This is a genomic window from Streptomyces sp. NBC_00775, assembly GCF_036347135.1.
GTDB classification, from domain to species: Bacteria; Actinomycetota; Actinomycetes; order Streptomycetales; family Streptomycetaceae; genus Streptomyces; species Streptomyces lutosisoli.
In genome coordinates, this window is record NZ_CP108938.1 from 910,795 (window position 1) to 930,435 (window position 19,641).

The following is a 19,641-nucleotide window of genomic DNA, read 5'->3' on the forward strand; positions in this document are numbered from 1 at the left end:
TTCGCATCGTGTGCCAGTACGGGGCGGCGCGCGACCTCAGCCGCGCAGCGCCCGCGGGGGCGGCCGTGTGCGCCCTCCGACGAGTTCGCGGCCGCTGACCAACTCGGGCTCGATGCGTATGAAGACGTCCTGAGGCGAGGCCAGCCAGGAGCGTGGGCCGGTCCGGGACAGTCGGCCGTGCTCGACGGGGTCGGTCACCACAGTGGCGCGACCGGTGACGACGACACTCCAGCCGGAGTGCGCGCGGGCGTCGACCTCGTCCGCTTCGAAGGCGACGACCACACCGTCGATCGCCTGGGCCAGTTCCGATTCCGCCGCCGTACGGAGCAGTACGGCGGAATCCGCGTCCAGGCAGAAGTTGACCGGTAGCACCGCGGGCAGAGCGTGACGCGTGTGCACGATGCGGCCGACAGGCGCGGTGCCCAGCAGACCGAGGCACTCCTGCCGGTCGAGTTCACGGAAGCCGTCATGGGGATTCATCACCGGGGTCAACTTTCACGAATACTGCCGCGCGCGTCTCGCGTGCTGCGGGGCGACGGTGGTCAGGAGCAGGGGCCGTCGGTCCCTGGCGGCCGAAGACTGGCCGCCCTTCGGCGTCGGCGTTCAGCGCACGGCGATCCGGCGTCCGGAGATGTCGACCGGATCGATACACACCCACATGTCGCGCTCGCCGCCCGCCCAGGGCGCGCTGTACGCGAGTTCCTCCAGTCGGCGCACGGTGTCGGGGGCGGACACGGCCCGGGCCCGGCCGCGTACGAGGACGCTCCAGCCCTGGCTCAGGGCCTCGTCGATGTGGTCGATCTCAAACGCGACCCGGGTTCCGACGGCCATGGCAGGCGTTGCCCCAGGTGCCGTCCTGAAGGCGACCGCACCGTCGATGACGCTGTAGTTCAGTGGCCCGATGAACGGTCCGTCGGGCGTGTCCATGCCGATCCTGCCGACGCCGTGTGTCGACAGCCGCGCCCGGCACTCCTCGTCACTGAGATCGATCATTTCCGGATGGCCCGCGGCTCGTCCGATACCGGGTGGCAGGTCGGCGTCGCCGCCGCGCAGGGCCGCCACGCTGGTATCCAGGACGTCGGCGAGCCGGACGAGCACGCTGGTGCCGGGAGTGGCGGTGGCGTTCTCCTCCAGGTATTCGACGTATCGGGGAGCCGCACCCGCCCTTTTGGCGGTCTCTTCCCGGGTCAGGCCGAGTTCCTCGCGTCGCCGGGCGATGCGACGCCCGATGTCGCTCTGTGCGCGGTCCGCTGTGGCGGACACCGCGTTCGGCGGTGTCTGTTCGGACATGGCCTCTCACTTCCTTTCTTGCGGGAAGCCCTCACTGCCAGGGCGTCGTGCCGCGGACCGCCGAGGACGACCGGCCCGCACCTCCTGCGCGCATGCCCGTGGATTCCTCTTGTGCCCTCCAGCCTGCTACCGGCGCGATCACGGGTGCAGGGGCCGGGCAGACCCTTCCGGATGCCATGCGGCCCGGCCCCGGGGCCGGGTGGCCCATGGCGAAGGCGAGGTGTCGGAGCGAGATTGGAGTGGGCAGAACCACGCTCCAGGAAGAGGCCAGGATCATGAACGCTTCCCCCACTGCCGGCAAGCTGCGAGCGTTGTCCGCCGAGCACAGCGGGCGGCTGATGGGCATCGCCCGGGAGGTGTCGTTCCCCCAGGGAACCCGCCTGTTCGAGGAGGGACGGCGCGCGGACCGGTTCTGGATCATCCGGAGCGGCACGGTGGCCCTCGACATGCATGTGCCCGGCCGCCGCGCGGCGGTCATCGAGGTCCTCGGACACAACGAACTCATCGGCTGGTCCTGGCTGTTCGGACCGCACACCTGGCATCTGGGCGCCGAGGCCACGAGCCCGGTGCGCGCGTACGAGTTCGACGCCGAGACGGTACGGGCCATGTGCCAGGCCGATCCCGCGCTGGGAATGGCAGTGGCCCAGTGGGCGGGTGACATCGTCGCCCGCCGTCTGCGGTCGGCCAGGAACCGGCTGCTGGACCTGTACGCGCCCTACGGCAGCGGAAGTCTTCGCTGACCGCGTCGGAATCCACCGAGGAGTCACCGTGCGGGGAGGAATACCGCGACGTAGCCGTGACCCGTGGCGAACGGACAACTACGCTCTGGTTGGGCCGGTCGGCCCTAGTGCATCCGGTCCCGCACGCCGATGATCGTCGTCACAGTCAGCTCGTGGTCCGCAGTCCACCACTGAACAAGGGGTCGTCATGGCCGAGGCGCGTACCTTTTCGGAACAGAACCCCATCCGGGTCTTCCTGCTGGACGACCACGAGGTGGTGCGCCGCGGTCTGACGGACCTGCTGGACGCCGAGCCGGACATCGCAGTGGTCGGCGACGCCGACAGCGTCGAGCACGCACTGGTGCGCGGGCCGGCGCTGCGCCCCGATGTGGCCGTCCTCGACGTACGTCTGCCGGACGGCGACGGGATCAGTGTCTGCCGGGAGCTGCGCAGCCAGATGCCGGAGCTGTCCTGTCTGATGCTGACCTCGTTCGACGACGAGGAAGCCCTGCTCGACGCCATCATGGCCGGAGCCTCGGGCTATGTGCTCAAGCAGATCCGCGGTTCCGACCTGGTCGCGGCGGTACGCACGGTGGCATCCGGGCAGTCGATGCTGGACCCCACGACGACCGCCCGGCTGATGCGCTCCCTGCGCGCGGACCCCACCGAGGCACCGGCCCTCTCACCGGAGCTCGCCAGTCTCTCGCCCCGCGAGCGGGACATTCTCGCGCTGATCGGTGACGGACTCACCAATCGTGAGATCGGCAAGAAGCTCTATCTGTCCGAGAAGACGGTCAAGAACCACATCTCCCGGCTGCTCGCGAAACTCGGTGTCCAGCGCCGAGTCCAGGCGGCCGTCCTGGCCAGTCACCTCGAACAGCCCGACTCCACCGACCATCCGACGCGCTGAGCCCCCGGCCCTCCCTCTTCGTCCTGGCCCTCGGCACGAACCGCGCCCTCCGACAGGTCAGCGTCCCGCCGCGCCGCCGTCCGGGCTCACGGGAACCCGCCACACCAGCCGTGTGCCGCCGCCCTCCGGCCGTTCGGCGAGCGTCAGTGTTCCGCCGAGTCCCACGGCCCGCTCCTCCAGGTTCTTGAGCCCGCTGCGCTGGACGTCGCTGGGCACTCCGCATCCGTCGTCCGTCACGGTGAGCGTCAACTCGCCCCCGGCGCACCGGAGTCGGACGTCGACAGCTTGCGCCCCGGAGTGCCGGGCCGCGTTGCTCAGCGCCTCGCCGAGCACCGCGACCGCGTGGTCCGCGATGTCGCCGGGGACGTCCGTCTCGACGAGCCCCTCGATCCGCAGCGCGGGCGCGAAACCGAACGACGTGGCGGATGCCGTGACCGCCTCGGACACCCGGCCGCGCAATCCGTTGCCCTCCCGGCCCCTTCCGCCGTGTGTGCGCAGGCCGAAGATCGTGGACCGGATGATCTTGATGGTGTCATCGAGGTCGTCGACGGTTCGCGTCAGCCGCTCCATGCCCTCGGGGTGCTCCATGAAGCGCTGGGCGCTCTGCAGCGTCATCCCGGCCGCGAAGAGCCGCTGGATGGCGAGGTCGTGCAGGTCACGAGCGATACGGTCGCGGTCCTGGAGCAGCGTGATCTGTTCCGCGTCCCGCCGTCGCTCGGCCAGCTCCAGTGCGAGCGCCGCCTGGTCGGCGAACCCGAGCAGCGGCCCGGTGTCCGCGTCGCCGAACGGCGTACCGCCCGGTCCGCGCCCGAGCAGCAGCACGCCCCTGGCCTTCCCGCTGGTGCCGAGCGGCACCGCGACCACGGGTCCGAGCCCGGCCCACTGGGGCTCCCCCTCACCGGTGCGGGAGTCGTGCTCGATGTCGGTGCTGACCACCGGCTCCGCGGAGCTCAGTGCCGCCGCCACGAATCTGTCCCCGGCGGGCAGCACCAGTCCGCTGCGCTGCTCCGCGCCCAGGCCGACCGCAAGCACCGGCCGCAGCGCCTCGTCACCCGTCTGGCGTTCCGCGATCATGCCCATGTCCGCGGAGACGATCTTCCGGGCCTCGTCGACGATCAGCTCCAGCACCTCGGCGCTGGGCGCCCCGGTCAGGAGAACACTGGTGACCTTGCCGCTGGCCCGCTGCCAGCGCTCGCGGAGCCTGGTCTCCTCGTACAGCCGCGCGTTCTCGATGGCGACCCCGGCGGCCACGGCCAGCGTCGACAGGACGGACTCGTCCTCCGCGTCGAACTCCCGCTCGCTCCGTTTCTCGGTGAGGTAGAGGTTGCCGAACACCTCCTCGCGTACCCGGATCGGCACGCCGAGAAAGGAGTGCATCGGGGGGTGATGGGCCGGAAAACCGTACGACTCCGGATGCTCCGAGAGCTCCGGCAGCCGCAGCGGCACCGGGTGCCGGATGAGCTCGCCGAGGAGCCCGTGCCCGCTGGGCAGCGCCCCGATCTCGGACCGCTGCTCCTCGTCGATGCCGACGGTGAGGAACTCGGACAGCTTCCGGTCGCCGCCGATCACGCCCAGCGCCCCGTACTCGGCATCCACCAGGACCACCGCGGCCTCGACGATGCTGCGCAGCACCTGCGGCAGGTCCAACTCCCGTCCGACCGACAGAACGGCCTCCAGCAGGCTGTGCAGGCGGTCCCGGGTACCCCGCACCGCGTCGATGCGCACCTGGAGCTCACCCAGCAACTCGTCGAGCCGAAGCTTGGGCAGATGCTGTTCGGAGCCTCCGCGCGCCTCCGCGCCCATCGCTTCCTCCGGCCGTTCAGCGGACAAGAGACCACGCACCAGTTCTCCTGACCTCACCGTACTGCTCGGGATGCCCCGGCATCACTGCACATGGGGCCCAAGACAGGAATCCTGAACGTAGTTCAGGCGATCCGGGTGGCGGCCGGGTCGGCGAAGCGCCGCGCACAGTGACTCATGGTCACCCGTCTTCACGGAACGTATGCAGAGTCAGCACGCACGATTCCCCCGGAGCCAAGGAGACGGTGCGGTCCGCGAGGGCGACGTCGATCGGTTCCCTGTCGGACTCGGGCACCGCGATCCGCAACTCGTCGGCGCTCAAACGCACTCGCACGCCGCGATGGCCCCGGTAGCGGATGGCGAAGCCGTACTCGGACAGCTCCGGCAGCGGCACCGGGTCGAACCGGAGCGCTCCGCCGCGGGTCTCCAGCCCCGTCAGGCCGCGCTGCACGAGATCGAGGGTGCCGGCCATGGCGCCGAGATGGATGCCCTCGCCTGTGGTGCCTCCCTGCAGATCCGCGATGTCCCCGGCCAGGGCCTCGTGCACATACGTCCACGCCTCCGCGCGCCGGGCCCGGGCGAGCACCCAGCCGTGCACCACGCTGCTCAGCGTCGAGCCGTGACTCGTACGGCGCAGGTAGTAGTCGACCGTGCGCCGCCAGGCGGTGTCGTCCAGTTCGTGTCCGAGCCTGCGGAACAGGTCGCCGAGTTCTGCGGGCGAGAAGAGGTAGCCCAGCATCAGGACGTCCGCCTGCTTGGACGCCTGATAGCGGTTGACGGTGTCGCCCTCGGCCTCCAGGATCCGGTCGAGCCGCCGGATGTCGCCGTACCGCTCCCGGTACCCGGCCCAGTCGAGCTCCTCCAGAGCGCCGTAACCCTCGAACTGGCTGATCACCCCGGCGTGGAAGGGCACGTACAGCTTCTTGGAGACGTCCTCCCACCGGTCGAGCTCGGCGGAGTCGAGACCGGTGCGCTCACAGAGGTCCCGGCGCGGCAGTTCGGGCAGCTCGTGCAGGACGTCGAGGGTGCGGGCGAGCACCCAGGCGGCGGTGACATTGGTGTACGCGTTGTCGTCGAGCCCCGGCCGGTCGGCGCCCGGGTAGGCGTCGTGGTACTCGTCGGGGCCGACGACACCGCGGATCCGGTACCGGCCGAGCGTCCCGTCGTACGCCGCGATGCCGGCCCAGAACCGGGCGATCCGCACCAGCATCTCGACACCCTTGGTGTGCAGGAACTCGGTGTCGCCGCTCGCCTCGCAGTACTGCCAGACGTTGTACGCGATCGCCGAGCCGACGTGGTGCTGGAGCCGTGAGTGGTCGGGCAGCCAGCGCCCGGAGCGCGGGTTGAGGTGCAGCTGCTGGGTCTCCTCCCTGCCGTCGCTGCCGCTCTGCCACGGGTACATCGCGCCGGTGTGCCCGGCGTCGCGGGCGGACCGGCAGGCCTGCTCCAGCCGGCGGTGGCGGTAGGTGAGCAGGGCCCGGGAGACCTCGGGGAGGTGCAGATTGAGGTAGGGCAGGACGAACAGCTCGTCCCAGAAGACGTGTCCGCGGTAGGCCTCACCGTGCAGACCGCGCGCCGGGACGCCGACGTCCAGGTCGGCGGTGTGCGGCGAGAGCGTCTGGAGCACGTGGAAGAGATGCAGCCGCAGCACCGGGCCCGCGCTGTTCGGCACGTCCAACTCGGCGTTGCGCCACAGCTGTTGCCAGGCCGTGCGGTGCGAGGCCAGCAGCGTCTCGGCGTCCGGGGCCCGGCCGACCCGCTCGACGGCCGCGTGCAGCGGGTCCTTGATCGCCGGGTCGCGGGAGGTGTGCAGGGCGACCGTCTTGTCCACGGTCACCGTCCGGCCGTCGGTCAGGGAGAGCCGCAGCAGCTGAACAGCCCGGGCGTTGTCGTGTGCGACGCCAGTCCCGGCGGGTGCGTCGGTGACGGTACGCGCCGCCATGCCGATACGGATGTCGGAGCGGCTGGTGCGGCAGCGGAGCCAGACCGTGTCCTGCGGCGATGTGCCGGTCCGGACATCGGTGAGGTGCTGGGAGGAGAGTGAGCGATAGCGCTCCACTCCGGAGTTGGTGACCGTCCCGTCGAGCGCCGACTCGACGTCGATCTCCCCGGACCAGCCCTCGGCGGTCACCTGCGTGCGCAGCAGGGCCAGATGAGGGTCGGCCATGTGGACCAGCCGCAGCTGCCGCACGGCCAGACACCGGCCGTCCTCGTCCTCGTAGCGGACGGTGCGCTCCAGGGTGCCCGACCGGAGGTCCAGGTTCTGGTGGTGGTCGAGGACCTTGTGGGTGTCGGGCGAGAGCCAGGTGCCCGAGCCCGTACGCAGACGCAACGGCAGCCAGTTGGGGAGGTTGACCATGTCCTCGTTCTCGACCCGGCGTCCCGCCACGTCCGACGCGAGGCGGTTGTAGCAGCCCGCCGCATACGTGCCCGGGTAGTGGACGGAATCCGCCGTGCACTCCGGGGCTGCGCCGCGGGTGGCGAAGTAGCCGTTGCCGAGGGTGCAGAGCGCTTCGCGCAGCCGCTCCTGCGCGGGGTCGTAGCCCTCGTACTCCCACGTCCAGTCGGCCATCGTCAGTCCTCCGATACGAATAGCTCCGCGAGGTCGGCGACCACCAGGTCCGCGCCGTGCTTCAGCAGAGCGGCCCGGGTGTCCGGGGTGTCGGCGCGGTCGACGCCCACGACAAGGCCGAAGCCCCCGCGTCGCCCGGCCTCGACTCCGGCGAGAGCATCCTCGATGACGGCCGCACGGTCGGCGGGGACGCCCAGGCGGCGGGTCGCCTCCAGGAAGAGGGCGGGGTCGGGTTTGCCGGGCAGGTGCAGGCGGGCGGCTTCGGTGCCGTCCACGAGCGTGTCGAACAGTTCCCGCACTCCCGCCTGTCCGAGGAGCTCGCCGGCATGCCGGGAGGCGGAGGCGGCGGCCAGCGGAATGCCCGCGGCCCGCAGGGTGCGGAGCAGCCGGACCGTGCCCGGATAGGCGTCGACGCCCTCGGCGCGCAGGTGTTCCGTGAACAGCCGCTCCTTGCGGGCGGCCACGGACTGGATCTCGGCGTCGGTGGGCCGCAGCCCCCGGGCGCGGAGAAACGCGGCGGCCCCGTCCAGGCGCGACTTGCCGTCGACGTACGTCAGATAGTCGTCGCGTACGTCGAAGGGGCGTTGCTCCCCTGGACCGCGGTCGTGCAGGAAGCCGTCGAACGCCGTCTTCCAGGCGGCCGCGTGCACCCGCGCGGAGTCCGTGATGACGCCGTCGGTGTCGAGGACCACGCCTGCCGTACCCCGCAGCGCGCGGGGCACGGCAGGCGTGCCGCTCCGGTCCGTGCTCATCAGTCGTCCACCACCGGTGCCGTGAGGCCGAGGAGCCGGTTGGTGCGGCCGAGGCCGCTGATGCCGACGCATGCCGTCATGACGGTGAACTCCTTTGTGTGACAGGGGTTTTCAGGCGATCCAGGTCCAGTCGGCGACCTCGGGCAGATCGGTGCCGTGTTCGCGGATCCAGGCGTGGTGGCGGGTACGGGCGTCGGCCATCAGCTGGCGTACGGCGGCGGCGCGGACGCCGAGGCCGGGGACGCGGTCGATGACGTCCATGACCAGGCGGTAGCGGTCCATGTCGTTGCGGACGACCATGTCGAAGGGGGTCGTGGTGGTGCCCATCTCCTTGTAGCCCCGGACGTGGAGGTGGGCGTGGCCGGTGCGCCGGTAGGCGAGGCGGTGGATCAGCCAGGGATAGCCGTGGTAGGCGAAGATCACCGGCTTGTCGGTGGTGAACAGCCCGTCGTACTCGAAGTCGCTCATCCCGTGCGGGTGTTCCTCGCGCGGCAGCAGCCGGGTCATGTCCACGACGTTCACGACCCGCACGGCCAGCTCGGGCAGATGGCGCCGCAGCAGAGCGGAGGCGGCCAGGATCTCCTGGGTGGGGACGTCGCCGGCGCAGGCGAGGACGACATCCGGTTCGCGGTCCCCGTCGGTCGAGCCCGCCCACTCCCAGATTCCGGCGCCTCGGGCGCAGTGGGCCCTGGCCTGGTCCATCGACAGCCAGTCGAAGCACGGCTGCTTGCCCGCGACCACGACATTCACGTAGTCACGGCTGCGCAGGACGTGATCCGCCACGGACAGCAGGGTGTTGGCGTCCGGCGGCAGATAGACCCGTACGACCTCCGGGCTCTTGTTGAGGACGTGGTCCACGAATCCGGGGTCCTGGTGCGAGAAGCCGTTGTGGTCCTGGCGCCAGACGTGCGAGGTGAGCAGGTAGTTGAGGGAGGCGATCGGGGCGCGCCACGCCAGCTCCCTCGATGTCCTGAGCCACTTGATGTGCTGGTTGACCATCGAGTCGACGATGTGCACGAACGCCTCGTAGCAGGAGAACAGTCCGTGCCTGCCGGTCAGTGTGTAGCCCTCCAGCCAGCCCTGGCAGAGGTGTTCGGAAAGGATCTCCATCACCCGGCCGTGCCGGTCCAGGTGCTCGTCCACCGGGAGGGTCTGCGCCTGCCAGGCCTTGCCGCTGGCGTTGAGGACGGCTCCCAGCCGGTTGGAGGCGGTCTCGTCGGGGCCGACCAGCCGGAAGTCGCGGCGGCCCGAGGTGTCCTTCATGACCTGTTCGAGGAGGTCGCCGAGGACCCGCGTGGGCTCGTGCAGGGTGGCACCCGGCTTGTCGACGGGCACGGCGAAGCGGTCCAGGGACGGGATCGGCAGATCGCGGACGAGCAGGCCGCCGTTGGCGTGCGGGGTGGCGCCCAGACGCTTCGAACCGTCGGGAACGCAGGCGAGGACGTCGGCGACGGGCCGCCCCTCGACGTCGAAGAGCTCCTCGGGATGGTACGAGCGCAGCCAGGTCTCCAACTGGCGCAGATGTTCGGGGTTTTCACGGACGGCGGCCAGCGGAACCTGGTGGGCGCGCCATGTTCCCTCGACCGGCTCCCCGTCGACCTCCGCGGGGCCGGTCCAGCCCTTCGGCGTGCGCAGCACGATCATGGGCCAGTGCACGCGCTCGGACACACCGTCCTCGCGGGCGGTGCGCTGCATCAGCGCGATGCGGTCCAGGGCCCGGTCGAAGGCGTCCGCCATCGCGTGGTGGACCTGCCGCGGGTCGTCGCCGGTGACGTGGATCGGCTCGTGGCCGTAGCCGCGCAGCAGCTCGTCGAGTTCGGTCTCCGGCAGCCGGGACAGCACGGTCGGGTTGGCGATCTTGTAGCCGTTGAGGTGGAGGATCGGCAGGACGGCCCCGTCATGGACCGGGTCGAGGAACTTGTTGGAGTGCCAGGACGCGGCCAGCGGTCCGGTCTCCGCCTCGCCGTCGCCGATCACACAGGCGACCAGCAGATCCGGGTTGTCGAAGGCGGCACCGTAGGCGTGCGCCAGCGAGTAGCCCAGCTCACCGCCCTCGTGGATCGAACCGGGCGTCTCAGGTGCCACGTGGCTGGGTACTCCGCCGGGGAAGGAGAACTGCCGGAACAGCTTGTCCATACCCTCCGCGTCACGCGACACGTCCGGATACGTCTGGCTGTAGCTGCCCTCCAGCCAGGAGCCGGCGAGGACGGCGGGCCCACCGTGTCCGGGGCCCCATACGCACAGCGCGTCGAGACCGCGGGCCTTGATGACACGGTTGAGGTGCGTGTACACGAGGTTCAGACCCGGCGAGGTGCCCCAGTGGCCGAGCAGCCGCGGCTTGATGTGCGCGGGGGTCAGGGGCTCCGTGAGGAGCGGGTTGGCCAAGAGGTAGATCTGACCCACGGCAAGGTAGTTGGCTGCCCGCCAGTGGGCGTCCAGGGTGCGCAGTTCGTCGTCGGTCAGTACGGTGCTGTCCTGGTGTTCGACCTGGGGCATGGTGACTCCGTAGTCATCGGGCGGAGGAGGCGGCATGGCCGACAAGAAGACGGCGACATTGCCGCGTGCGGCGTACGAGCGGGAGCTGCTGCGTCTGCAGACGGAGCTGGTGAAGCTTCAGGAGTGGGTACGGGCGGAGGGGGCCCGGCTCGTGGTCGTCTTCGAGGGACGGGACGCGGCGGGCAAGGGCGGCACGATCAAACGGGTCGCGGAACATCTGAACCCGCGCATCGCCCGGACGGTGGCGCTGCCCAAGCCGACCGAGCGCGAGCGCACGCAGTGGTACTTCCAGCGGTACGTCGAACATCTTCCGGCCGCCGGGGAGATCGTGCTGTTCGACCGCAGCTGGTACAACCGCGCCGGCGTCGAGCGGGTGATGGGTTTCTGCACCAAGGAGGAACACCAGCTCTTCCTGCGCCAGTGCCCGATCTTCGAGCGCATGCTGGTCGAGGAGGGCATCCTGCTGCGCAAGTACTGGTTCTCGGTGAGCGACGAGGAGCAGCAGAAGCGGTTCCGGCGGCGGCTGAAGGACCCGACGCGGCGCTGGAAGCTCTCCGCGATGGACCTGGAGTCGATCACCCGTTGGGAGGCGTACTCCCGGGCGAAGGACGAGATGCTGGTGCACACCGACGTCTCCGAGGCGCCCTGGTACATCGTCGAGAGCGACGACAAGCGCCGGGCGCGGCTCAACATGATCGCGCACCTGCTCGGCTCCGTTCCGTACAAGGAGGTGTCGCCGCCCGTTCTGGAGCTGCCGCCGAGGCCGCCGTCGACCGGCTATGTGCGGCCGCCGCGCGATCTGCAGACGTACGTCCCCGATCACGCCGCGGGCCTGTGAGCCGCTCACGCGCGTTGTGGTACGACCGCGACCGGGCAGGCGGAGTGGTGCAGGACCGCGTGCGCGACCCGGCCGAGCTGAAGTCCGAAGTGTCCCTGGCGGTGCCGCGCGCCGACGACGAGCAGGTCGGCGTCGGCAGAAGCGTCCAGCAGCACCCGGCGGGCCGTGCCCTCCGCGGTGCGTCGGCGTAGATCCACGGACGGATGGTTCGCCGCCGCCTCGCTCAGCGCCGAGTCCAGAACCTTCACCGCCTGCTCCTCGTGCAAACGGGCGGGTTCTCCCGCGAGCAGAGGATGGTCGGTGCTCTCGTGCGCGGGCCACCGCCATGCCCGTACGGCGTGCAGAACGGCGTTGCGGGCCTCCGCCTCGTCAAAGGCGAAGCGCGTGGCCGCCGAGGCGCGTGACTCCTCGCCGACCCCGAGGACGACGCTCCGGTGTGTCCCGGCCCTGACCTGGTTGTCGTGGCTGCCGCGGAGCACGATCACCGGACAGACCGCGCGGGCCGCGACGGCGAGACCGACCGAGCCGAGCAACATCTCGGCCATGCCGCTGCGCCCACGGGACCCGAGGACCAGCGCGAAGGCGCTGTGCCCCTCCTTCAGCAGCACGCTCACGGCGTCGTCGGGCAGCACCTCGGTGGAAACCTTGACGTCGGCGTTGCGACGGTGGGCGCGCCGCGCGGCGGCCTCGACGATGTTGTCGGCCATCACCTGCTCCGAGGACCTGCCCAGCCCCTCGGCGAGTGCGGCGCCCTCGTAGCGCTCCCACAGCGAGGCGTACACCAGGCGCAGCGGTGCACCGTGCAGCGCGGCCTCGTCCGTCGCCCAGTCCACGGCGCGCAGGCTCGACCCGGATCCGTCGACGCCCACGACCAGGGGCGGCTCCCACGTCTCCACGCGCTTCACCTTCCTTCGCCGAAGTCGAAGACGATCCGGGCCTTGACGTGACCGCGCAGGACTTCGTCCATCGACTCGTTGACCGACTCCAGGGGCCGGGACTCCCGGATGACCCTGGTCCGGCCCGCCGCGTGCAGGTGGAACACCTCGGCAAGGTCCTGCCGCGTGCCGACGATCGAGCCGATCACCGAGGTGCCGTTCAGCACGGTGTCGAAGACGGGGACCTGGATCGTGCCGTGCGCCGGCAGGGCGACCATCACGAGCTTGCCGCCCCGCCGAAGCCCGGTGTACACCGCTGAGAACGCCGCTTCGTTCACCGCGAGCGCGATGGCGGCATGGGCACCGCCGTACCGCTTGAGCACCTCGCCGGGGTCCTCCTTGCGGGCGTCGATCACGAGGTCGGCGCCGAGCTCTGCGGCGAGTTCGAGCTTCTCGTCGGTGACGTCGATCGCGGCCACGGCGGCCCCGGCGATCTTCGCGTACTGGACGGCCAGATGGCCGAGCCCTCCCACCCCCGAGATGGCGACCAGCTGGGTGGGCCTGACGTCGGCGACCTTGAGCGCCTTGTACGTCGTGACGCCGGCGCAGGTGAGCGGGGCCGCGTCGAGCGGGGAGATCCCGTCGGGCACCGGCTGGGCGAAGTCCGCCCAGGCCAGCATCTTCTCGGCGTAGCCGCCGTCGCAGCCGTACCCGGTGTTGATCTGCTGCTCGCACAGCGTCTCCCAGCCGGAGAGGCAGTACTCGCACCGTCCGCAGGCCTTGCCCAGCCAGGGCGCCGCGACCCGCTGCCCCAGGGCAAGGTGCGTGACGCCGTCACCGAGGGCCTCGACGAGGCCGACGCCCTCGTGGCCGGGGACGAACGGCGGGTTCGGTTTGACCGGCCAGTCGCCGTGCGCGGCGTGGATGTCGGTGTGGCACAGCCCGGAGGCTTCCACCCGGACGCGGACCTGGCCGGGGCCGGGCTCGGGGTCGGGGCGCTCCTCGATGACCAGGGGCTCACCGAAGGCTCGTACGACTGCTGCCTTCATGGGGTGTCTCTCCTCGGATGGTGGTGAGTCGTGTCGGGCGTCAGTCGTGCGGGACCACGGCGACGGGGGCGGTGGCATGGTGCAGTACGGCATGTGTGACGGGCCCGATGTGCGCGCCCAGTGGTGAGCGGCGGACGCGGCGGCCCACGACGACCAGGGAGGCCTCGCGGGAGGCATCCACCAGGTGGTTGGCCGCCCTTCCGGACAGGGAGTCCTCGACGACTTCGACGGCCGGGAACTTCTGGCGCCAGGGGCGCAGCACCTCGGCCACGGCGGCGGCTTCCTCCGCGGCGATACGGGCGTTCATTTCGAGGTCGGGGGGCATGCCGTAGGCGATGTAGGGCGGCTCGTTCCAGCCGTGCACGACACGCAGGGAGGTTCCGCGCAGGAGGGCCGCCTCGAAGGCGAAGCCGATCAAGGCGTCGTCCGGGTTCGTGGCGTCGAGGCCCAGCACGACGGGCCGGAAGGGGGCCGAGGCGGAAGGGATGCCGGCCGGGTCCATCGCGTGCTCGTCGGCTGCCTGTTCTCCGGCCCGTACGAGGACGACGGGACACTCGGCGTGAGCCACCACGGCCAGGCCGACGGAGCCCACCATGAAACCGCCCACTCCGCTCATTCCGCGGGAGCCGAGAACCAGCAGCTCGGCATCCTTCGCGGCGCCGGGCAGCACCTCTGCGGGCCGCCCGGAAAGTTGCTCCATGACTACGTCGACCTCTGGGTGGCGTATCCGGAGTCCGTCGGTCGCTTCGCGAGGAATCCCTTCACTCCAGTGCTGCTGCGTCTCGGCTCCGAGGAGCGGGGCCTGAGCCATGGGCTCCGGTACCGGCTCCCAGACGTGGACGACCTTCAGCGGAAGTCCGCGGAGTTTCGCCTCACGGGCCGCCCATTCGGCAGCGGCCAGGCTCTCGTGCGAGCCGTCGAGCCCTACGGTGACGGTGCGGGGCATGGTCTTCACCTCCTGAATCGAGCGATCCGATTCCATCGTCGTATCGCGGGGGGTTCGTGATGCAGGGGCCGCAGGTCCCCGGAAGGGACCGATCGGCCCAATGGAGCCGCCGTCGGCGCGGGAGGGCGGAGCCCCGACCGGGTGCCGCCCTCCCTGCCGTGCTCAGCGCAGCCAGCCGTGGTTCCGGACGAAGGGCAGCTTGGCCCAGAGCTTGCCGACGCCCAGGGTGTCGCCTGCCGCGACCAGTGCCAGGGCGATGAGGACGACGGCGTAGATGAGGTGATAGTCCACGAACGGGTTGGTGGACATGCTGGCCGAACCGTCCGAGAGGTGCCTGGCGGGCGGCCACTCGGCGATCCACATCAGCGCCATCAACGCCGTGCCCGCGACAGCGGCCAGACGCAGCGCGATCCCGCCGATCAGGGCGAGCCCGATACCCAGCAGGCCCGCCATGAACAGCCAGTCGGCCCAGGTGTCACCCGCCCAGGAGTGGAAGGTGGACTCCATCGGACCCGCGGCCACGCCACCGAGGAAGCCCTTCGCCGGCGAGCCGCCGTCCACCCAGCCCTTGCCCGACGCAGTGGCGTAACCGAAGCCGAAGGTCTTGTCGAGGAACGCCCACAGGAAGACGAACCCCGTCAGCAGCCGCAGCGAGGCGAAGGAGTAGGCCCGCAGAGTGTGCGTGTCGGTGCTCGCCGACACGGCGGACTCAGAGGTGGACGCGGTCCGGCTCGTGCGGAACGACGGCAGGTGGAACCCCGGGCTCCGGTGAGGGTGCTCGTGCACGGCCATGGTGGTGATCCCTTCAGGGAATCGGAGAGTGCCGGACCGGTGCCCGACAACAACCACTCTGCTGGCGCGGGACCGTCCCTGCCGGGTGCCGAAGGGCCGCGACCGTGGGGCTGAACGGCCCTATCTGCAAGGCCTGTTGGGCTTGTCATTACGTCTGCCTCGGCTCGTGAGGGCCTCCGCTTCGGTGCCACTCGACGTAGGCGGCCACGGCCGTGGGCAGGGTCGGGAAGATCCGGCCGGTGCCGATGGTCCGGGTCAGCCCGAAGGCGTCCAGGTCGTCGAGCAGGTCCTGCTTGACGCGGGCGAGCGCGAAGACGATGTGGCGCCGCTCGAATTCCTGGCGCAGGGCCTCGACCGCGTCGAGCGCGGTGATGTCCACCTCGACGATGGCCTCGGTGTTGAGGACGAACCACTCGACAGGACCTTCGTGGTGATCGACCGCCACCAGGGCCCGCCGTTTGAAGTCCTCGGCGTTGGCGAAGAACAGGGGCGAGTCGTAGCGGTAGACGAGCAGACCGGGGACCGTGTGGGCCTGCGGATAGTCGTCCACGTCGTGCATGCCGGCCAGGCCCGGCACCAGGCCCTCGACCGCGTCGTGCGGGCGGGCCACCCGGGTGAGCAGCTCCGCGACCGAGAGCCCGACCGCCACGAGCACGCCGTACAGGATGTCCAGGGCGAGCACTCCGGCCATGCAGCCCAGGGCCAGCAGCAGCTCCCGGCGCCGGAAGGCGGCCAGTCGCCGGAACCCGGCCAGATCCATCATGCGGACGGCTGCGTAGACGACCAGGGCTCCCAGAACGGTCACCGGGGTGTGCGCCAGGAGCGAGCTCAGGAACAGCAGTACGGCGAGGACCGCGGCGCAGGCGACGAGCGAGTACACCTGGGTGCGGCCCCCGGCCGAGCGGGCGAGGGCGGTGCGACTGGCGCTGCTGCTCACGGGAAGGCCGTGCAGTACGCCCGCACCAAGGTTCGCGGCCCCCAGGGCCAACAGCTCCTGGTTGGGGTCGAGTTCATCGCCCCGCACCGCGAAGGCGCGCGCCGTGAGGATGACGTCGGTGTATCCGACGAGGAGCACCCCGAGCGCCGGCAGCACCAGTTGCGGCAGGTCACCCGGTGCCGGCAGGCCAGGTGTTGGCAGCCCGGACGGTACCGCGCCGATGACGGCGATGCCGTGGTCCTCCAGTCCGAAGGCCGCGACGACCGCGGTGCCGAGCACCACGGCCAGCAGCGGGCCCGGGGCATGGGGGAAGAACCGCGGAACCGCGAAGAGGAAGGCGATGGCCGCCACGGAGAAGATCACCGTGGCGAGATGGGCTTCCCCCAGATTCCTTACGAAGGAGAGCAGTTGAGGAAAGAACTCTGATCCCGAGGTGCTGACACCGGTCAGTTTGGGGAGTTGGTCGACGATCATGATGAGCGCCACGCCCGTCATGTAGCCGACCAGGATCGGCCGTGACAGGAGGTCGGCGAGGAAGCCCAGCCGTGCCACCCACGCGACCAGGAACATCAATCCGACCACGACAGCGAGAGCGGCGGCGAGCACGGCGTACTTGTCCGGATCGCCCGCGGCGAGCGGCCCCACCACGGTGGCCGTCATCAGTGCGGTGGTGGACTCGGGCCCGACGGACAGCAACCGCGACGAACCCAGCGGCGTGTACAGCAGCAGGGCGGGGATGATCGCCCACAGCCCGGCGACCGGCGGCAGTCCCGCGAGACCCGCGTAGGCCATCACCTGCGGAACGAGATACGCCGCGACGGTCACTCCGGCCAGCAGGTCACCGCGCAGCCACGAGCGCCGGTAGCCGGCCAGTACGGCGAGACCGGGAGCCAGCCGCCGCACGAGACCGCGTCGGCGTTCCCCGGCCGCCTCCTTGGGGCGCTCGGACATGGGGCTCCTTTCGTCACCCCCTTCAGCATCGCCCCGCGGTCGGTCCGCCGCGAGGGCCGGTCGGCCCGGGGTCCGGGCCGACCGGCTCCCGGATCCGCGCCGCCCTGGTCTTCTTGCCCGGGAGACAGAGCGGCTGCTGACGATCCGGTGGAACGAGGAGTTGTACTGCGCGGAGATCATGACGACCTTGCCCGCCCCGGACACCGCGCGGATCATGGAAGCCGCAAGGACCTCAGCGGAGCGACAGCTGAGACGACAGGCACCGAGGCCCCGGAGCAGTCATGCAGAGTCAGCAGAATCCCGGCTCCTCGCAGGAGCCGGGCCCGCGCGCGGAAGCCGCGCGCTTCTCCGTACTCGACCGCTCGCGCACCCGCGAGGGGCACGAGGCACCCGAGGCGCTGCGCGACACCGTGCGGCTTTCTCAGGATCTGGAGAAGCTCGGCTACCACCGGATCTGGGTCTCGGAACACCATGGAGTGCCCGGCGTCGCCGGCTCCGCGCCCACCGTGCTGGCCGCCGCGGTCGCCGCCGCCACGCGGACGATCCGGGTCGGCACCGGAGGTGTGATGCTGCCGAACCACCAACCGCTCGTCGTGGCCGAGCAGTTCGGTGTGCTGGAGTCGCTGTTCCCGGGGCGGATCGACATGGGTCTGGGCCGTTCCGTCGGCTTCACGGACGGTGTGCGCAAGGCGCTCGGCCGGGACAAGGACGTCGCCGAGGACTTCGCGGCGCAGCTCGCCGAACTCCTCGGGTGGTTCCGGGGGACTTCCCCGACCGGCGTCCACGCGCGCCCCGCGGAGGGCCTGACCGTGCCGCCCTTCGTGCTCGCCATGGGCGAGGGCGCCACGATCGCGGCGCGGGCGGGCCTGCCGATGGTCATCGGGGACCTCAGGAACCGGGAGAAGCTGCGGCGGGGCATCGACCACTACCGCGCGGCCTTTCGCCCGTCCGTCTGGGCGCGCGAGCCGTACGTCGTCATCTCCGGCACGATCGCGGTCGCCGAGAGCCCGGAGGCGGCGCGCCGTCTGCTGCTCCCGGAGGCCTGGTCGATGGCGTACTCCCGCACGCACGGCACCTTCCCGCCGCTGCCGCCCGCCGAGCGCGTCGAGGCGCTCACGATGACCGCCAAGGAGCGCGGCTTCTACGAGTCCGGGCTCACCGGCCAGATCGCGGGCACCGAGGAGCAGGTCGCCCACGAGCTGGAGACGGTGATCAAGGAGACCGGCGCCCAGGAGGTGCTGGTCACCACCAGTTCGTACGACCGGGACGCCCTCCTCGACTCCTACCGGAGACTCGCCCGGGTGGCTGGGCTGACCGCGTTCCCGGGGGCCAGGCCTGACCCGGACCCGGCCCAGGCCTGATCCAGGAGACAGGCCCTGGAACCTGGAACCAGTTCGCCCATCCGAAGGTGAAGAGAGAGGACCGGCCCCCGCACACGGTAACGCGCCTGCCCGGGGCGAGAGTTCAGGCGGCCAGTTCCTTCAGCGGGGATTCGATGTGCGTCGGGTGAGCGCCCTGGTGGCGTTGTGCCCAGCGGACGGCGAAGGGCGCCGCCAGGCCCGTCAGGGCGAACAGCGCTCCGACGACGTACCACCCTGGGCGGCCCCAGGTGATGCAGAGCGCGATGAGCAGGCCTGGCCCGAGGGCTTCGGCCAGTCCGGCCCCCAGGCCGAAGACGCCCAGGTACTGGCCGGTGGCGTGCTCCGGAGCGAGGGCGAAGGACACCTCGAAGCCTCCGGCGGAGTGCCACAGCTCGCCGACCGTGTGGATCACCACCGCCGTCATCAGCAGCGTCGCGGCGGCCCAGGCCGGTGCCCCCGCGGACAGCGAGATCAGCGAGCAGGAGACGAGGAAGGCCACGCCAGACCGCCGGTAGGCGGCTCCGCCGGTCAGGGGGGAATCGATGCTGCGGCCGGCCCGTACCTGAAACGCGACGACGATGACGGTGTTGATGAGCATGGTGCCCGAGATGAGCCAGGGCGGAGCGGTCGTCGCCGCGACCAGCCACAGCGGAACGGCCACGGTGAGCACCTTGAACTGGATGGCCATGATGCCGTCGAGGGCGGTGATCAGGAGGTAGGGGCGGTCCCGCAGGGCGATCCACCGAGGGCCGCCGACGGTGGGCCCGGGGGTGACCGGCGGGAGGAGGACCAGGACGGCGGCGGAAGCCGCGAAGCCGATCGCGTTGCCGACCACAAGGAGCTGGTAAGCGGTGTGGGTGCCCACCTGGACGACCCAGCCTGCCAGCAGAGCACCGAGGGATATGCCGATGTTGGTCACGGAACGGAGATGGGCGCGGAATTCCTGCGGCCGGTCCCCTCCGTAGCGCCTGATGATCGGACTGCGTGCGGCCAGTCCAGCCGCCTTCGCCCCGGTGGCCGCGCAGACCGCGAGAACGAACGTCCAGAAGCTGTCCACCAGCACGAAGCCGGCCGTTGCCAGCGCCTGGACCACCAGGGTGGCCGCGTAGACGCCGCGCGCTCCGCGTGTGTCCGCGAGATGGCCGACGACGATGCCCACGGCCAGTGAGACGAGACCGGCGATGCCGAGTCCGAGGCCCACCTGGCCTGCCGGAAGGTGCACCGACTGGGTGAAGTACAGCACCCCGGCGGTCAGGTAGAGGCCGCTGCCGACGGTGTAGACGAAGTTCGAAGCGGCGATGACGCGTTGCGGTCCGGCGTCCGGGATCAGACGGGGCATGAAGGGGCTCCGCA

General features: G+C 70.7%; 16 protein-coding genes. 4 read left to right on the forward strand and 12 right to left on the reverse strand.

Annotated features, from left to right (window positions below; genetic code table 11):
• Positions 1 to 36: 36 nt before the first annotated feature.
• Both OIC96_RS04335 and OIC96_RS04340 read right to left on the reverse strand, forming a co-directional pair.
• Positions 37 to 480, reverse strand: coding sequence for a pyridoxamine 5'-phosphate oxidase family protein (locus OIC96_RS04335; RefSeq protein ID WP_330310390.1), 444 nt, complete (start codon positions 478 to 480; stop codon positions 37 to 39).
• A gap of 123 nt (positions 481 to 603) precedes the next feature.
• Complete coding sequence (locus OIC96_RS04340) at positions 604 to 1,290, reverse strand: helix-turn-helix domain-containing protein (RefSeq protein ID WP_330309208.1); 687 nt, start codon at positions 1,288 to 1,290, stop codon at positions 604 to 606.
• 275 nt (positions 1,291 to 1,565) lie between these two features.
• On the opposite strand from OIC96_RS04340, the gene OIC96_RS04345 reads away from it, so the two are divergent.
• Together OIC96_RS04345 and OIC96_RS04350 are read left to right on the forward strand one after the other, a co-directional pair.
• Entirely contained in the window at positions 1,566 to 2,030 is a 465-nt protein-coding gene (locus OIC96_RS04345; RefSeq protein ID WP_330309207.1) for a Crp/Fnr family transcriptional regulator, read from the forward strand.
• A 187-nt stretch (positions 2,031 to 2,217) separates the two neighbouring features.
• Positions 2,218 to 2,919: a response regulator transcription factor gene (locus OIC96_RS04350; protein ID WP_330309206.1), complete on the forward strand. Its 702-nt coding sequence runs from the start codon at positions 2,218 to 2,220 to the stop codon at positions 2,917 to 2,919.
• A 57-nt stretch (positions 2,920 to 2,976) separates the two neighbouring features.
• On the opposite strand, the gene OIC96_RS04355 is transcribed toward OIC96_RS04350, so the two are convergent.
• The 4 genes from OIC96_RS04355 to OIC96_RS04370 all read right to left on the reverse strand — a co-directional run bounded on the left by OIC96_RS04355 (position 2,977) and on the right by OIC96_RS04370 (position 10,539).
• The gene (locus OIC96_RS04355; RefSeq protein WP_330310389.1) at positions 2,977 to 4,722 is read right to left on the reverse strand and encodes a sensor histidine kinase; all 1,746 of its coding nucleotides are present in this window, start codon (positions 4,720 to 4,722) and stop codon (positions 2,977 to 2,979) included.
• Between the two features lie 178 nt (positions 4,723 to 4,900).
• Positions 4,901 to 7,291 (reverse strand): glycoside hydrolase family 65 protein, encoded by a 2,391-nt coding sequence (locus tag OIC96_RS04360; protein ID WP_330309205.1) that lies wholly within the window; start codon positions 7,289 to 7,291, stop codon positions 4,901 to 4,903.
• 2 nt (positions 7,292 to 7,293) lie between these two features.
• Positions 7,294 to 8,043, reverse strand: a complete 750-nt coding sequence (locus tag OIC96_RS04365) for an HAD family hydrolase (protein ID WP_330309204.1) — start codon at positions 8,041 to 8,043, stop codon at positions 7,294 to 7,296.
• Between the two features lie 111 nt (positions 8,044 to 8,154).
• A complete protein-coding gene (locus OIC96_RS04370) occupies positions 8,155 to 10,539 on the reverse strand; it encodes a phosphoketolase family protein (RefSeq protein WP_330309203.1) in 2,385 nt (794 codons plus the stop codon).
• Positions 10,540 to 10,573: 34 nt separating this feature from the next.
• Between OIC96_RS04370 and ppk2 the strand changes: the two genes are divergently transcribed.
• Positions 10,574 to 11,377, forward strand: coding sequence for a polyphosphate kinase 2 (gene ppk2, locus OIC96_RS04375; RefSeq protein WP_330309202.1), 804 nt, complete (start codon positions 10,574 to 10,576; stop codon positions 11,375 to 11,377).
• A gap of 5 nt (positions 11,378 to 11,382) precedes the next feature.
• Here the strand turns inward: ppk2 and OIC96_RS04380 are convergent, their stop codons facing one another.
• The 5 genes from OIC96_RS04380 to OIC96_RS04400 all read right to left on the reverse strand — a co-directional run bounded on the left by OIC96_RS04380 (position 11,383) and on the right by OIC96_RS04400 (position 16,927).
• Positions 11,383 to 12,273 carry a universal stress protein gene (locus OIC96_RS04380; RefSeq protein ID WP_330309201.1) on the reverse strand — a complete coding sequence of 297 codons (891 nt, stop codon included), beginning with the start codon at positions 12,271 to 12,273 and terminating at the stop codon, positions 11,383 to 11,385.
• A 5-nt stretch (positions 12,274 to 12,278) separates the two neighbouring features.
• Positions 12,279 to 13,301 (reverse strand): zinc-dependent alcohol dehydrogenase, encoded by a 1,023-nt coding sequence (locus OIC96_RS04385; RefSeq protein ID WP_330309200.1) that lies wholly within the window; start codon positions 13,299 to 13,301, stop codon positions 12,279 to 12,281.
• Positions 13,302 to 13,341: 40 nt separating this feature from the next.
• Positions 13,342 to 14,247, reverse strand: coding sequence for a universal stress protein (locus OIC96_RS04390; RefSeq protein ID WP_330309199.1), 906 nt, complete (start codon positions 14,245 to 14,247; stop codon positions 13,342 to 13,344).
• A 162-nt stretch (positions 14,248 to 14,409) separates the two neighbouring features.
• Positions 14,410 to 15,039: a hypothetical protein gene (locus OIC96_RS04395; protein WP_330309198.1), complete on the reverse strand. Its 630-nt coding sequence runs from the start codon at positions 15,037 to 15,039 to the stop codon at positions 14,410 to 14,412.
• A 148-nt stretch (positions 15,040 to 15,187) separates the two neighbouring features.
• Positions 15,188 to 16,927, reverse strand: coding sequence for a SulP family inorganic anion transporter (locus OIC96_RS04400; RefSeq protein WP_330309197.1), 1,740 nt, complete (start codon positions 16,925 to 16,927; stop codon positions 15,188 to 15,190).
• A gap of 281 nt (positions 16,928 to 17,208) precedes the next feature.
• On the opposite strand from OIC96_RS04400, the gene OIC96_RS04405 reads away from it, so the two are divergent.
• A complete protein-coding gene (locus OIC96_RS04405) occupies positions 17,209 to 18,288 on the forward strand; it encodes an LLM class flavin-dependent oxidoreductase (protein ID WP_330309196.1) in 1,080 nt (359 codons plus the stop codon).
• Between the two features lie 103 nt (positions 18,289 to 18,391).
• On the opposite strand, the gene OIC96_RS04410 is transcribed toward OIC96_RS04405, so the two are convergent.
• Positions 18,392 to 19,627, reverse strand: a complete 1,236-nt coding sequence (locus OIC96_RS04410) for an MFS transporter (protein ID WP_330309195.1) — start codon at positions 19,625 to 19,627, stop codon at positions 18,392 to 18,394.
• Between the last annotated feature and the right edge of the window lie 14 nt (positions 19,628 to 19,641).

What these genes read in the sequence shown, in the direction of transcription:
- OIC96_RS04390 (WP_330309199.1), bottom strand. Translation starts at nt 14,247, where the DNA reads ATGCCCCGCACCGTCACCGTAGGGCTCGACGGCTCGCACGAGAGCCTG.
- OIC96_RS04370 (WP_330309203.1), bottom strand. Translation starts at nt 10,539, where the DNA reads ATGCCCCAGGTCGAACACCAGGACAGCACCGTACTGACCGACGACGAA.
- OIC96_RS04340 (WP_330309208.1), bottom strand. Translation starts at nt 1,290, where the DNA reads ATGTCCGAACAGACACCGCCGAACGCGGTGTCCGCCACAGCGGACCGC.
- OIC96_RS04350 (WP_330309206.1), top strand. Translation starts at nt 2,218, where the DNA reads ATGGCCGAGGCGCGTACCTTTTCGGAACAGAACCCCATCCGGGTCTTC.
- OIC96_RS04400 (WP_330309197.1), bottom strand. Translation starts at nt 16,927, where the DNA reads ATGTCCGAGCGCCCCAAGGAGGCGGCCGGGGAACGCCGACGCGGTCTC.
- OIC96_RS04360 (WP_330309205.1), bottom strand. Translation starts at nt 7,291, where the DNA reads ATGGCCGACTGGACGTGGGAGTACGAGGGCTACGACCCCGCGCAGGAG.
- OIC96_RS04395 (WP_330309198.1), bottom strand. Translation starts at nt 15,039, where the DNA reads ATGGCCGTGCACGAGCACCCTCACCGGAGCCCGGGGTTCCACCTGCCG.
- OIC96_RS04410 (WP_330309195.1), bottom strand. Translation starts at nt 19,627, where the DNA reads ATGCCCCGTCTGATCCCGGACGCCGGACCGCAACGCGTCATCGCCGCT.
- ppk2 (WP_330309202.1), top strand. Translation starts at nt 10,574, where the DNA reads ATGGCCGACAAGAAGACGGCGACATTGCCGCGTGCGGCGTACGAGCGG.
- OIC96_RS04335 (WP_330310390.1), bottom strand. Translation starts at nt 480, where the DNA reads ATGAATCCCCATGACGGCTTCCGTGAACTCGACCGGCAGGAGTGCCTC.
- OIC96_RS04355 (WP_330310389.1), bottom strand. Translation starts at nt 4,722, where the DNA reads ATGGGCGCGGAGGCGCGCGGAGGCTCCGAACAGCATCTGCCCAAGCTT.
- OIC96_RS04405 (WP_330309196.1), top strand. Translation starts at nt 17,209, where the DNA reads ATGCAGAGTCAGCAGAATCCCGGCTCCTCGCAGGAGCCGGGCCCGCGC.
- OIC96_RS04345 (WP_330309207.1), top strand. Translation starts at nt 1,566, where the DNA reads ATGAACGCTTCCCCCACTGCCGGCAAGCTGCGAGCGTTGTCCGCCGAG.
- OIC96_RS04385 (WP_330309200.1), bottom strand. Translation starts at nt 13,301, where the DNA reads ATGAAGGCAGCAGTCGTACGAGCCTTCGGTGAGCCCCTGGTCATCGAG.
- OIC96_RS04365 (WP_330309204.1), bottom strand. Translation starts at nt 8,043, where the DNA reads ATGAGCACGGACCGGAGCGGCACGCCTGCCGTGCCCCGCGCGCTGCGG.